The following is a 13,961-nucleotide window of genomic DNA, read 5'->3' as shown; positions in this document are numbered from 1 at the left end:
CATTAAGAAGAGCCTATAAATCTTATTTTCAAATGATTTTTATACGGTTTACTTGGACATTGAAAATCATAGTCCGCGTGAATAGCTAATTGAACTATCAAATAAATTTAACAGCATGAAATAGAGGAGAGACCATTCCTCTTAGTGTTCACTTATAAAGTTTGTGAGCTGCTTGTTCGTGCAATTTCTTCTAACGTTTGTGAACTCCTAATTTCATGGGTTATGCAATCGAGAAGAGGGGCTTTGTCGCCAATAGCTATGGATTTATGGACTTTTGCCACGGTATGAGTCTCGGAGACCCTATAATTAGAATTTAACTCCTCTAACTCGTCTGAGTCTGCTACGCTGCTTGCATCAAAAAGAGTTAATAAACGTTCGTCCCGCCCTATTAAACCTAATTCTCGAGCTTTTTCATTCATTTTTTCGAAATCTTTCATAGTAACTCCGTTAGAGAATACTATTTCAAGAGACCAAACTCTTTTTTTGAAGCCAGGATTGGTCCAGTCTTGTACATGTAAAATCTCACTTGAAGGCATAAAATTTTTTAAAAAACGACCAGGGCCCCTTACTTGCACTATTTTTGCTACATCTTCTGAAACTTTGAATGCCCAATTGTCATCTTTTCCTGATCCAATGACCACAGTTACTTCATTATTAGCAGCTGCTGTGTTTTTTATAGAATGGTATTTTTCTCCACTTTTTGAGGCTTCGATTGTTTTTTGACTATAGCTATCAAACAGTTCTTCATTCAAATATAAATGCTTTTGTGGGCGGGTAAACACTTTAGGCATTCCTGTGACCCAAATGAAACCCCGACATGGAATGATTGATATGCCTGCTGCATAAGGTTGTACAGTATATTTACAGGGACTGGTAGAAAAGAAAAATTTACTGTCATTGTCTATAAGGTAGCGAACAAGATCGATACTTGGTGTTTTTCTTTTTTGCATTGAAGACATCCCAAGATAGTTGCTAGACATCGCTTCATAAACTTCTTTACTCCCTTCAGTTCCTCTATAAAGAAAGTCTTTATCTGAGGGTAAACTTTCATGTAACTGAGCTATTCCTTCATCTATTTCTTGTGGCGTTAACAAAGGGTATGCTGGATCCAACTTATCGGGAGTAAAAAGTCCACCACGTCGTAGAGACAATGAAGATAATACACTTTGATTAAAACCAGATCTAGCTACTGGGGTCTGTAGTAATCTTCGCATGTTAGGGTACTCCTATATTATTTGGTACCAAATAATTACTGAGAGTTCTATAAATAAGCTTTTATGGAAGTAATTATGGGCCAATTGATCCCCGGGTGAATAATTTAAGATCTATATGATTTAAAATATAGCATATATTTTTATAACGCAGGAAAGTAGCTTAAGTTGTTCACTTTGATTGAATTTGGCCTATGAGTTTCATTAAATAATGTTATTTTGTTAGCTAGAATAGTCATTTGAGCAAGGTGTTATTCTAGCTATTTGGAAATGAAAATTGCGATTATTTACTTTGTCTTTTTCTTGTGATTTAGAAAAGGAGCTGCTTGATGCGCGATGATTCGTTCATAGAGTATGCGCACTACCTCTTCGTACAATTTCCTCTAAGGTTTTGTTGCCTCTAATTTCAGCCGCTATGCATTGAATTAATGGGTCTTTAAGTCCTAAAGGAATATCTTTATGGACCTTCGCCACTCTAAGGGTGGTTGGTATTCTGTAGCGAGTATTTAATTCTTCTAATTCCTCAGAATCCACTACGCTTGCTGCATCATGAATGGTTAACAAGCGCTCGTGAATTCCTATTAAACCTAATTCCCGGGCTCTTTTATTCATTCGTTCAAAGTCTTCACTAGTTCTGCCATCTGAGAATACTACTTCAAGAGACCACACTCTTTTTTTGAAATCTGGATTTTCTATATCTTGGACGTGTACTATCTCAGTTGAAGGCATAAATTTTCCAAGGAAGCGGCCAGGGCCACGTACTTGAATTACTTTCATTACGTCTTCAGAAACTTTTAATGCCCAATTATCATCTTTGGTAGCACCAATAATAATGGTTACTTCATTATTGCCAGCGGCTGTTTCCTTTATAGGATAATGTTTTTCTTCTTTTTCCAATTCTTTAATTTTCTTTATTGTATAATTATCAAACAATTCCTCGTTTAAGAATAAATGTTTTTGCGGGATCGTATACACTTTGGGTAGTCCAGTGACCCAAATGAAACCGCGACATGGAATGATTGATATACCAGCTGCGTAAGGTTTTGCTGTATATTTGCAGGGTGATGTAGAAAAAAAGTACTTACTGTCATTATCGACAAGGTAGCTCACGATATCATGATTTGATGATTTTTTTCTTTGAACTGAAGACATCCCAAGATAATTACTCGTCATTGCTTCAAAAACTTCTTTAGTTCCTTCTGTTCCTCTGAAAAGGAAGTCGCTTCCAGATGGAAGGCTATGATGTAGTTGCTCGGCACCTATCTTTATTTCTTTTGATGATAGGGAAGCATAAGTTATATCAAGCTTATCTGAAAAAAAAGAATGACTTGTTTGAGTCAAGGATTTTAATACTCGTTGATTAAAAATTGTTTTATTTATTAGTGTTAATTTTGATCGCACATCCATACTCCAACTATTGGGTCAACTAATTGTCACTAAAATCATTAAATGGACCCTGTGATTCAAAAAGGATCATACCAAATAAATTTTGTTTTGTTGAATAGAAAAAGAAGTTTTTGAATGTTTATTCTATGTAATTAGTGACCTGCTCTTACTTAAGAAGTTATGAGATAGGGTATAGAGAAATCTTATGAAGATGTTCTTTTCATGTGATAGCACAAGATTGTTAAAATGCTGTGCTATCGAGCAAGAACTATTGTTAACGTTTTTTGAATATGGATTTTAGTTGATTATAAGATAGTGCAATTCCATGAATTCGAAGACTCCTCTTTTACTGCTCCTTTTTTATGTGCTTGAGCATACATACCATAGGGATTAGGCTCTAGTGGAGTTTTGGAACTTGATTGTGTTGCTAAATTTCCAAGCTTTACACCATCTAAATGTTTTTTGAATACCTGGAAGTTAGGCCCATTTTCAATATCTATTATTGGGAACACAATATGTTGGAAGTGTTGCGCCCGTTTTCCAATTTCTTCACAATATATCTTGGCAACAATCTCTGGATCATTTTTAAAGCTTCCGCATCCCCAGGCTCCCATAATTGCATCAGTTTTTCCTTTGAGAATTAAAGTATCGAGCTGTGCACCGATACGACGACTTAGGTCTTGAGTATATTCTTTTACTGAATGTTCATCCTTGAAGTCAATTTTTCTATCAATAAGCTCAGGAGCTGCTGCTCTCAATTCATAAAAAGGAAATATTTTGTTTTTTGGAAGGAAGGAATAACTCAATGCACTGTCCGCTGTAAACTGTTTTCTAGATACAAGTTCTTCAGAACTTGTTGGAACCAAAATTTCAGGTCCACGAAAGCAAATCTGCGGCTCATCATCCATATATACTTTATAAGCTTCGGGTACTTTTATTCCGCGTCGTATGCTTAATGACTCCAGTTCTTCAGGGCTCATTTTTTCTTGCGCGCTTAAGAGTCTCCTGCTTTGTTCATCATAAAGAAAACATTTCCGAGTTCCATCGTAATAAATGCCTTTGGAGAGTAACGAACGGACACAAGATGAACGATGCCACATATTTTCTTCCTGAGCACTTCCTCCTTCTAGAGCAGCTCCTCCCGGAAACAGTGAATTGGCCATATTCAAAATAGGATATATTTTTCCATGTTTTTTAGTTACTTCTAAAGCAGCATCCCCAAAATCTTTGCACACTACTTCAACTTTATTGGGTGGTTCTACTTTTTCTTCTTTCCATGATTTTAAATTTTCAGATGCATGTGATTTTAACTCGTTATATAGCTTAGGGTCTGTTACATGGTCTATTGTTTTGCCCATACTTTTATGACGCCAACCATTTCCAGAAAAAATTCCCAATAGATAACTGGGTTGGTTATAGGAATGAACTTCCTTTATATGCGATAAATAAATGGGATTCGAAAGATGACGTAATTCTCTATATGCTCTCATAAAATAACTCCCTTGGTATTTTGTCTCTTTCTGGTCTTGCGGAGACAGATCCTGTTATTCATTGATATAAATTCATCAATAATGATCCTTAATTTGCATTATTGTTCTTTTTATATCGTCGTTGTTATCTCACATATTATCCTACTTGGTCAATAAAAATCTTTTGTTGAATTGGTTGTCATACGGTAGAAATGTTGGCTATTTTGTCAAAAAAACAATTAAAGTGAGCAGGTTAGTGTATATTTTTTGTTATTAGTAATGACAGAACATCGTATAAAAATCATTCAATTAGCATTCAAATTATTGAATTTTTTTTGTGCAATTTATCTATACATATGAAATTTTGAACTAATATATAAAACAATGACGATATGATACTTTCGCGCATCTCCAGTATGTTTAATTTTAGTTCTGCTGTTTTTTGACTACCAGAGATGTATATCTAAAAGGAAATTATTTTGAAAAAAGTACATGTCTGCTTTCAGCTTGTTCTATTGCTGTTGACTTTTATTTGTGGTGAAAGAGGGTGGTCTGCACAAAGATTGCCACTTTTAAGTGATTATATGCGGATAAAAACGGTCGGTGAGCCTGATTTGTCGCCAGATGGAAAATGGATAGTTTATACCTTAGAAGAAAATGTTAATAAAACAAGTGCAATACGAAATATCTGGTTAGTATCCTACGATGGCAAGGTCTCCAAGCAGCTCACCAATAATAAGAAAGCCAGTAATTACTTACCAAAATGGAGCCCTAATGGTCAATGGATTGCTTTTTTATCGGATAGCGATGATAGTCTCAGGTTATTGAATAGACAAAGTGGTCAAATTATCAGATTGACGAATAATCAGTACGAGGTAAGTGATTTTACGTGGTCACCGGATTCCCAAAACCTTGCTTTTATTGCCAGTGAGCCTACTGAAAAAGCCTCTAAAAACAAACCCATAATCATTACACGATTTCTTTTTAAAAAAGACACCGAGGGTTATCTTTGCGACAAAAGAACGCATCTTTATCGTATAGCACTTCAAAGCAAACAAGTTGAGTTACTAACGCCGGGGTCTTATGATGAATGGTCTCCAGTATGGTCACCCAATGGAGAATACATCGCATTTGTCTCTAAACGAGGAGCCGAACCGGATAGGAATTATAATTCAGATGTATATGTCATAAGTAGCAAAACTGGAGGTAAGGCAATACAATTGACTCGTTTCCCTGGAGCCGGGATGGATCCAGATTGGGAATCGATTCCCTCATGGAGCCCGGACAATTCTCAAATAACTTATTTAAGCTTTAATAATAAGTCACCTATCTATGCACCTACGCAACTAGCGATTGTTAAATTGGCCAGTCATCAAGAACGAATTGTCGCTCCTATAGATCGTTGGTTTACAAAACCTGAATGGTCTGAGGACGGTAAAAAAATATATGCCTTAATTGAAACAAGCAGGAATACCCATCTGAACGAGATTGATGTACTTACAGGTGAGGTCAAAGCATTAACTAAAGGAGAACAGGTTGATAGTGAATTTGCAACTGCGAAGCAGCATATTGTGGTTGTCTCTTCGGATGATCAACATCCACCCGAACTCTTTGCAGTAGAAAATACGTTGAGACCCTTAACCCACCATAATCAAAAGCTTTTGGATGAGGTTATTTTTCGTCCTGTAGAAAATATTGAGTTTAAAAGCGCTGATGGAACGTTGATCGAAGGTCTATTGCTCAAACCGGCAAATTACAAACCTGGAAAACAATATCCGGCGCTTTTAAATTTGCATGGGGGACCTGTTTATCAATTTAGTCATGAGTTTAACTTTGAGTGGCAGTGGCTTGCTGCCCAAGGTTATACCATCATAGCTCCCAATCCACGAGGAAGTTCCGGAAAGGGGTTTGATTTTTCTAATGCGATTAACGCAGATTGGGGCAATCTGGATGTTAAAGATGTTCTTGCTTCTGTGGATTATGCCATTAGTAAGGGTATTGTCGATCCCAATCAATTGGCTGTGGGCGGTTGGAGTTATGGCGGCATGCTTACGGATTATGTTATTGCCAGCACGCAACGTTTTAAGGCTGCTGTCAGCGGAGCAGGGACCGGCAATGTTTTGGGCAACTATGGTGTCGATCAATATACTTTGGATTATGAGTCAGAGTTAGGAAAACCTTGGTTAAACCCTCAAATTTATATGAAACTGAGTTACCCGTTAATGAAGGCTAATAAAATTAAAACCCCTACTTTGTTTATGTGCGCCAGTTTGGATTTTAATATGCCGTGCATCGGTTCTGAACAATTATATCAAGCCTTAAGATCACAAAATATACCTACAGAATTGATCATTTATCCTGAACAATACCATTCTCTTGATAGACCCGATTTTCAAATTGATCGCTTGCAACGATTTAAAGATTGGATGGATTTTTATCTTAAAAAACTCAATTAATTCAATAATGGCTGCGAATTGCGGTTAAAAGATAGTGGAAAATTTCATTTTATTCCAAGCATTAAGACTGGCCAAAGTGATAGCTAATGAACTATAAATATCTATAGGGTTTTTAATTCGCTGCTAAAGAGTTTTTATGGATAAAGAAAAATGTAATATCCTTTATGTTGATGACGAGGCGCATAATCTTACTGCCTTTGTCGCGACATTTCGTCGTCATTTCAATGTGTATACTGCTACTTCAGGACGCGAAGGTATGGATATTATGCGCCATAATAATATTCAAATTGTTATTACGGACCAACGAATGCCCGAAATGACAGGTGTACAATTTTTAGAGTCCATTATTCCTGAATATCCCCATACAATTCGAATGATTTTGACGGGTTTTACTGATGTTGAAGCAATTATTAAAGCCATTAATACGGGGCGAGTTTTTCGCTATATAACGAAGCCATGGGATCCTGTTGATTTAAAGATTAATATTGATACAGGTATAAAGATGTTGAATCTTGAAAAAGAGCGTTTGTTTTTGATTGAAAAACTGAACCAAGAGGTATTATATCAAAAACGAATTATGGAGTTGTTTCAAAAATACGTGCCTAAAAATATAGTCGATGAAATTTTAAATTCTCAGGGAGAAGAATCTCTGATACGCGGTGAATATCGTATTATTTCAGCCATGTTTGCGGACATACGCCAATTTACTTCTATAGCAGATAAATTAGGCCCTGTAAAATCTGTGGAAGTACTGAATGCTTATTTTGAATTAATGACTCAAAAAATTCGTAATCATCATGGTAGTGTTAATAAATTAATTGGTGATGGAATTTTAGCTTTATTCGGTGCGCCTGTTTCACATATCGATAATCAATTAAATGCTGTATTTGCAGGATTAGCAATGATTGATGCATTGCAAGAATTTAATGAGAAATACCATGAGATAATTGGTCGCGAAATCTCTATTGGAATAGGCATAAATACCGGAGAGGTAATCGCTGGTAACGTAGGTACTAGTGAACATATGGAATATACGGTCATCGGCGACACGGTGAATACTGCTTCACGCATAGAAGAGCTGACCAAAAATAAGCCCAATACTTTATTGATTAGCGAAACTACCTACAAACCTATTGCAAATGAAATTCTTGTTGAAGAAATAGAACCCCAAGTAATTCGTGGCAAGGAAGAAAAAATCAAGCTTTATCGAGTGCTTGGAAGAAAACATGAGCGCTAATACGATAAAAACGTGGCAATTTTGGTACCCCAATATAATCACCGTTTTAATTTACACGATAGGGGGTGTGGCAAGTAATATTTGGATGATTCCTCATACATTAGTAACTCCTCTTTGGCTTCCATCGGGCGCAGCATTGGCTATGGTGCTTTGGTATGGCAATAAGGTTTTTTTAGGGATCGCTATTTCAGAAGTACTCGTTACTGCAACACTGGGTAACGTGTTGTCTTGGCAAACTTGGATTGCATCTGCATTCGTAGGAGTGGGGGCTGGGCTCCAAGCAATCTGGGCTGCTCAATTGATTCAGCATTATACTCATACCAAAACACCATTCTATACAGTTAGAGATGTTTTAATTTTTATCTTCGGAGGTGATTTTCTTATATCTCTTACCAGTTGTACTGTAGGTATTGCTTCGCTGGTGTTGTTTGACTTAATTAAACCCGGACAAATTATTAATAATTGGTTTGTTTGGTGGATAGGTGACATTGTAGGGATTATGGTTATAACTCCCCTTATTATGGCTTGGTATGATAGTAAACCTACATTCAATTTGAAGCTATTTCTTGAGTATGTGCTCTTAATCGGTTTATTAAGCTGCACGATTGTGATGATCTATATACTGCATTATCCCCTAGCTTATATTTTGCTCCCATTTTGTGTATGGTCTGCTGTACGTTTTAGTATTCGATTGGCAATAATTACAGCATTTATCATTTCGATTTCTGTACTCTGGTTAGAGATCCATGGTTATCAAGAGTTCAGTTATATGGATATTTCAAGTAGCTTAATATTTTTACAAGCATTTGTTGCAGTCATATTTTTTACGACATTAATCTTGTCTGCAGTAATAAACGAACGAAAAAAAGCACAAGAAGAATTACTCCACGCCAATATCAAACTGGAATCACGAGTGGAACAACGTACACGGGATCTTAACAAAAAGAACATTCAACTTAATAAGACATTAGAAACTTTAAAAAAGGCGAAAACACAATTAATTCAAGCAGAAAAAATGTCTTCTTTAGGAGTATTAACTGCTGGAATCGCGCATGAGATTAACAACCCAGTTAATTTTATCTCCGCCAATATCGGTCCATTAAAAAACGATATTGACGATATAATGAATCTATTAAATAAATACGAGGAAATTACCCCTGAAACATCAATAAAAGAGAAACTACTCGAAATTTCAAAATACAGAGAAGCAATCGATTTGTCGTTTACGCTGCAAGAAACGCATAATTTACTTGATGGTATTGAAGAAGGTGCAAGACGTACTGCAAGTATTGTAAAGGATTTGCGTACTTTTTCGCGTCTTGATGAAGGGGAGCTAAAACAAGTTAACATTCACGAGAATATCGATTCAACCTTAACCTTATTACACAATCAATTTCGCGACCGAATTATCATTAATAAAAATTATGGTGATATTCCTGAAATAGAATGTTTCTCCGGAAAACTCAATCAAGTCTTTATGAATATTCTCACCAATGCAGCACATGCAATTCCTGAGCATGGGGAAATTACTATTACAACTGCTAAGAAAAAGAATCACATTTTAATTCGTATTCGGGACACAGGTGTGGGAATGACTAAAGAGACAATGGCTAAGATGTTTGAGCCTTTTTTTACTACGAAACCTGTCGGAAAAGGGACAGGCTTAGGTTTATCCATTTCTTATAGTATTATTCAGGAACACCACGGAACGATTACAATAAAAAGTGCTTTAGGAAAAGGGAGTGAATTTAAAATCACTCTTCCTATTAAGTATGTCAGAAATTGATCCTGGTCAAGAGGAATCCCGGCGGTCTGAACTCATTTAAACCGGGTCCCCTCATTATACTAAATACTAAACTCCAATTCTTAAGTCTGCCCGTAGTGCATGGCTGCTACATATTCGCCATAGTTAAAACAAAATTTGGAATATTTGGTGAACCTATACCAACCCCATCATTCCAATATTGATCTTCAGGTTCCAGAGTAAGTGATGAATCCCATCCAAAAGTTTTGTTCTTAATAGTAAATGCAGAGGCCGGGGGAGGACTGCCTTGAATTATTGTAGAGGGTGGGGGTGTTGCACCACTGATTATAAGGGCTGGCGGAATAATAAGATTAATTGCTCCGTTGTCGAGTAAAACATGATTCATTTGATACAAATAAGGCGCTGCTTGGCCTATAGGTGTTCCTTTATTTAGTAAACTACGTGCTTGATTTACTAAGATTAAAGTGGCTGAGAATAAAGGACATGCCAAGCTTGTGCCTCCATCCTGAATTTGTGCTCCATCCGCAATAATCAGTAGTCCCGTTTGTGGGTCACCTAGCATCGCAATATCAGGTAATGCACGGCGACTTCCGAAGTTACTAATAACTCCATAACCACCCGCAGTGAAATTGCTAATGGACTTCTGCCACCTAACTGGACCATAAAACTTGCTAATGCCTCCACCAGTTCCACCATCATAAACATAGCTACCTTTAGATGCTTTAACTGATCCCCAGACGGTTTCAAATGCATAGCGGTATTTTTTATCTACGAACAAAGCAGTCGCTCCGACAGCAGTAGCATAAGCAGAACTGGCGGGATAATTAACTTTTGGGGGAGAGGGCCAAGTCCCAGTACATTTTTTTTGGGTGCTGTAGGTAAAGTCTCCACAATCACCGGAAGAAAAATTAACACTGATTCCTGCTGCAGCAGCTAATTTTAAAGTTTGTTCGAGTGAAGTATCTAAAGTTTCTTCGCCACCCCAGCTATTAGAAATAACGTAGGCATTAGAAAAACCTGCAATGGTATGTTTATTCTTAATCAGATTATTGATCACCTCGGTTAATATCGTCTTTTGATTTTTACCTAATACCAGAACTGTATTATCTCCAGGCGCTAGTGTATGAGAAGCCTCAATATCCAGGAAGATTTCATGACTCGAAGATGAGGCATTAGGGCAGTGTGTAAATGGAGTTCCATCAGGATTAATGATTGCAAAATTCCTGGATGGTCCTGAAATTACAAAGGGTTTTATCTTGTTTTCTTTAAAATATTTATTTGCATCCCTTAAAATTTCCTCTGGTCTATTCGTACCGCACGAATCAACAATCACAAGGGTTTGTCCTGTCCCATCGAGATGTTTGCCATTAATAAGAGGAAGGTTTTTCAGATTATAACTCTTTTGCAAATGCTCACCGGTGAACCCTTGTAATGAAATATCTGTAGGAATTGCAAAAGGAGTAAAAGCATTCCACATAAAATTTAAATCATGAACTTCATCCTTTTTATTTTTAATACTTTCTATGTTTGCATGAAATTCAGGAATGGTGCTAAGCCCCGTAATTTCGGCAATATATTGAGCAATCTCCGAATTTATTTTGGGTTTGTTTGTATTGGCATAAACGAGTTTATTTTGATACTGATAATAGTTTATTTGCACGTGAAGCGCTTGTTCAATTTGTGCTACTGTACCAGTGATTTGAATACTATGATTAACAATACGGGTTTGCATTCCTTGAGAAGAGAAAAATCGTTGTACTGCCTCTTCTGCTTCTTTATTAGGTGCAAACTCCTCTTCATAAAGAGCGGAAGTTAAAAATTGTTGATAGCGAGAACTATTTGGGTCATAAACATCTTGAACAAGCTTATCTAACTCTGCTTGATTGCGTATTTTTAATCTCGCTATAAATGAAATTTTTATATTAGAATCCATAGGTCGAATCAGGGTGGCCTGATTGAGTAAGTTTATTCCGGGGCTAGGCAAGCTCGATAAGTCAGTTGCTTGCTTTGCATAGGGAGTTGTTGTCACAAAACCAAATGACAATAAAAGAAATACTACTTTTTCAAGTTTCAACATGAATTATCTCCCTATGTTATCCGAAAAAAAATAGACTAGTAATCGGACTATATGTGATAAATCCCAAATCATCCCCAGTGGTTAAAGAAAATACATGACCATTCTGAGTTCCTGCATGGATCACGGTGGCATCTGCATTAACGAACAAGGTGTACGTTATTTGGGATAAAAGAGTCCACATGGGATTTGAATGGGTTAAGGTGTTAGCGAAATAGGCATATTCAAAATTGATGGTACCAGGTGGTAAGGTACTATTCGTTGAGGTTTGCCGAGTATTAACATAAAGTTGGCTACTTGTAGCAAAAACATTTTGGATGGGAACTGGAATACTTGATTCTGGACCACTGATTCTATTCCAGGTAGCGCCATTATTTATTGAATAATAGACATTGCCATCGTCACTTCCTATATAAATAGTAGAGGGGGTTAAAAATATACTGTTGATGGCTCCAGTACCTGGATTTGTTGCGGTAGATACCCAAGTAGTTCCCTTGTCGTTCGAATAGTAAACTTTTCCCTCTTGAGTTCCAACATAAATTTTTGCTGTAGTTGTAACAGAGACACTATTTACTGCTGAAGTACCTGGTGCGGTGGTAGCGCTCCAAAAAGTACCATTATTCGTTGAATAGTAAACTTTACCATCGGCACTTCCTACGTATAAAGTAGTTGGTGTTACGAATATCCCATTCACGGTATTACCCGGCGATGGTACGGTTGGTGTAGCAGTCCAAGTTAAACCATTCTTAATAGAAAAATAAACAGAACCGCTAGCAGTCCCTGCATATACTATCCCTGCACGTGTAAATGTAACTTCTACTGTATGATTGCTATCAATATTAAATAGTGTGAATGTTGTTCCACCCTTTTGTGCGGTGCCTCCGTCCATCAACCATTCATCAACTTGGTAACCCGCATCTGGCTTTGCTATAAAAGTCAAATTACTTCCTGCGATCACCGTTTGGGGCGTATTGGGTTTAATTGTTCCATGTGCGCCAGCAGTTGGTGAAATCAAATATTTTGTCACAGGAATTAAAGTAATATTTAAAATGTTAGCTAAGCCTGGGCGATAACACTCCAGTCCATTTCTTTGTTCACATACAATAGGACCATCTTTGATATGGCCAGGTAATTTGCTTCCATTCACAAGCAAATTAAGTGTACAGGATTGATGATAATTCAATTTAAATGGGTTAGGGCAATTCCCGGCTGAAGTGACTTGGGTAACCCCCTTAATGTGTTTCATAGATAAAGTGTGTGTTTTGTGCGATTGATTGGTTACCGTATATTTGATTGTCGCTGTTCCTATCGGTGTTATATAAATTTGGGGTGGATAGTTGGGATCCGGTGCAAAAGTCCATACTGGTCTACTTGCATGGCATACTGTAAGGAATAGAAAAACAACCACAACCATACAAAGCTGGGGCAAAGTAGTTTTAAATATTCGCATCTTCAAATCCATTTTCAGATATTCATTTTAGTGTTTATCTTAAGTTGATTACTTATCTTAGATCAATAAAAGTTGATATTTTTTTCAATGGGTTAAAGATTATTTGACAGAAGGATAGAGCTTATTTACGAGTACCTTAGCATTGGATTACAATTGATTTTGAGGGCTGTTTAATCGCCAAAATATTTATTATAAATAGTTAAATAGGTTCCATCGGTTTCTATTTCTAATAAGGCTTTATTAATTCTATCAATTATAGGGGCATTCTTTCTAAGCGCAATTATTCCATATCCGTTACCTATCACAATCGGTTTTCCTACCAGTTGAAATCCTTGTAGCGTATTATTCAGCAGATATTTAGCAACATTCTCATTGACCAATGCTGCATCAATATCACGACTGTTAAGGGCATCTATTAATGATGTGATTGTGGAATAGGCTTTGATATTTTGTTTCGAAGTATAATTAGGTAACACATTGTATTGGATAAAAGTTGCCTGAAGTGCACCAATTTTTTTGTTTTTAATATCGTTGATTGAATTGATATTTGAATTTTTTAATGACATAAACTGTCCATTACTTGTTATATAAGGCAGACTGAATACGTAATCGGTTGGTTCAGTTGAAGGAAGTGGACTCGGTAAAAAAGTAATGTCAATAAAACCCGCATTAAGATCTTTAAATTGTGAATCTAAATCAGTTGGTTTATAGATACACGTTGTAGCAATGCGTTTGCATATTTCATCCATAAGGTCGACACTAAAACCAAAATAATGATTGTCGCTGTCGGTTGATGAAAAAGGGGGAGCAAATTTCAAAACGCCTACAGCAAGGGAACTACCATAAGCAACGAAATGACTTGCTAATAGGATTATAAAAACAATGTGCTTTAAAAGCTTCATGTTGTATATCC

The 13,961-nt window shown here is 36.6% G+C and carries 9 protein-coding genes; 3 read left to right on the top strand and 6 right to left on the bottom strand.

Features of this window, described 5'->3' with window-relative positions; translation table 11 throughout:
- Nucleotides 1-152: 152 nt before the first annotated feature.
- The 3 genes from ACWTEW_RS19115 to ACWTEW_RS19105 all read right to left on the bottom strand — a co-directional run bounded on the left by ACWTEW_RS19115 (nucleotide 153) and on the right by ACWTEW_RS19105 (nucleotide 4,087).
- Nucleotides 153-1,214 carry a hypothetical protein gene (locus ACWTEW_RS19115; RefSeq protein WP_454783242.1) on the bottom strand — a complete coding sequence of 354 codons (1,062 nt, stop codon included), beginning with the start codon at nucleotides 1,212-1,214 and terminating at the stop codon, nucleotides 153-155.
- A gap of 342 nt (nucleotides 1,215-1,556) precedes the next feature.
- On the bottom strand, nucleotides 1,557-2,612 hold the full coding sequence (locus ACWTEW_RS19110) for a hypothetical protein (protein WP_454783241.1): 1,056 nt from the start codon (nucleotides 2,610-2,612) through the stop codon (nucleotides 1,557-1,559).
- A 290-nt stretch (nucleotides 2,613-2,902) separates the two neighbouring features.
- Nucleotides 2,903-4,087 (bottom strand): poly(ADP-ribose) glycohydrolase domain-containing protein, encoded by a 1,185-nt coding sequence (locus tag ACWTEW_RS19105; RefSeq protein WP_454783240.1) that lies wholly within the window; start codon nucleotides 4,085-4,087, stop codon nucleotides 2,903-2,905.
- Between the two features lie 563 nt (nucleotides 4,088-4,650).
- Here ACWTEW_RS19105 and ACWTEW_RS19100 point away from each other — a divergent pair.
- From ACWTEW_RS19100 to ACWTEW_RS19090, 3 genes are all read left to right on the top strand, one after another.
- Nucleotides 4,651-6,522, top strand: coding sequence for a S9 family peptidase (locus ACWTEW_RS19100; protein ID WP_454783285.1), 1,872 nt, complete (start codon nucleotides 4,651-4,653; stop codon nucleotides 6,520-6,522).
- A gap of 136 nt (nucleotides 6,523-6,658) precedes the next feature.
- Nucleotides 6,659-7,759: an adenylate/guanylate cyclase domain-containing protein gene (locus tag ACWTEW_RS19095; protein WP_454783239.1), complete on the top strand. Its 1,101-nt coding sequence runs from the start codon at nucleotides 6,659-6,661 to the stop codon at nucleotides 7,757-7,759.
- A complete protein-coding gene (locus ACWTEW_RS19090) occupies nucleotides 7,749-9,545 on the top strand; it encodes an MASE1 domain-containing protein (RefSeq protein WP_454783238.1) in 1,797 nt (598 codons plus the stop codon). The genes ACWTEW_RS19095 and ACWTEW_RS19090 overlap by 11 nt, the downstream gene beginning before the upstream one ends.
- A gap of 106 nt (nucleotides 9,546-9,651) precedes the next feature.
- On the opposite strand, the gene ACWTEW_RS19085 is transcribed toward ACWTEW_RS19090, so the two are convergent.
- The 3 genes from ACWTEW_RS19085 to ACWTEW_RS19075 all read right to left on the bottom strand — a co-directional run bounded on the left by ACWTEW_RS19085 (nucleotide 9,652) and on the right by ACWTEW_RS19075 (nucleotide 13,950).
- Nucleotides 9,652-11,601 carry a S53 family peptidase gene (locus ACWTEW_RS19085; protein ID WP_454783237.1) on the bottom strand — a complete coding sequence of 650 codons (1,950 nt, stop codon included), beginning with the start codon at nucleotides 11,599-11,601 and terminating at the stop codon, nucleotides 9,652-9,654.
- Nucleotides 11,602-11,617: 16 nt separating this feature from the next.
- Nucleotides 11,618-13,048 (bottom strand): WD40/YVTN/BNR-like repeat-containing protein, encoded by a 1,431-nt coding sequence (locus ACWTEW_RS19080; RefSeq protein ID WP_454783236.1) that lies wholly within the window; start codon nucleotides 13,046-13,048, stop codon nucleotides 11,618-11,620.
- A 170-nt stretch (nucleotides 13,049-13,218) separates the two neighbouring features.
- Nucleotides 13,219-13,950 (bottom strand): transporter substrate-binding domain-containing protein, encoded by a 732-nt coding sequence (locus tag ACWTEW_RS19075; protein WP_454783235.1) that lies wholly within the window; start codon nucleotides 13,948-13,950, stop codon nucleotides 13,219-13,221.
- Between the last annotated feature and the right edge of the window lie 11 nt (nucleotides 13,951-13,961).

The sequence above is a fragment of the Legionella stuttgartensis genome (assembly GCF_977063405.2).
The sequence above is the reverse complement of the archived record's forward strand: the minus strand, read 5'-3'. Positions and strand labels throughout refer to the sequence as shown.

Bases quoted from the DNA above. Each gene is read 5' to 3' on its own strand.
- ACWTEW_RS19115 (WP_454783242.1), bottom strand. From the start codon at position 1,214: ATGCGAAGATTACTACAGACCCCAGTAGCTAGATCTGGTTTTAATCAA.
- ACWTEW_RS19105 (WP_454783240.1), bottom strand. From the start codon at position 4,087: ATGAGAGCATATAGAGAATTACGTCATCTTTCGAATCCCATTTATTTA.
- ACWTEW_RS19100 (WP_454783285.1), top strand. From the start codon at position 4,651: ATGCGGATAAAAACGGTCGGTGAGCCTGATTTGTCGCCAGATGGAAAA.
- ACWTEW_RS19095 (WP_454783239.1), top strand. From the start codon at position 6,659: ATGGATAAAGAAAAATGTAATATCCTTTATGTTGATGACGAGGCGCAT.
- ACWTEW_RS19090 (WP_454783238.1), top strand. From the start codon at position 7,749: ATGAGCGCTAATACGATAAAAACGTGGCAATTTTGGTACCCCAATATA.
- ACWTEW_RS19085 (WP_454783237.1), bottom strand. From the start codon at position 11,601: ATGTTGAAACTTGAAAAAGTAGTATTTCTTTTATTGTCATTTGGTTTT.
- ACWTEW_RS19080 (WP_454783236.1), bottom strand. From the start codon at position 13,048: ATGCGAATATTTAAAACTACTTTGCCCCAGCTTTGTATGGTTGTGGTT.
- ACWTEW_RS19075 (WP_454783235.1), bottom strand. From the start codon at position 13,950: ATGAAGCTTTTAAAGCACATTGTTTTTATAATCCTATTAGCAAGTCAT.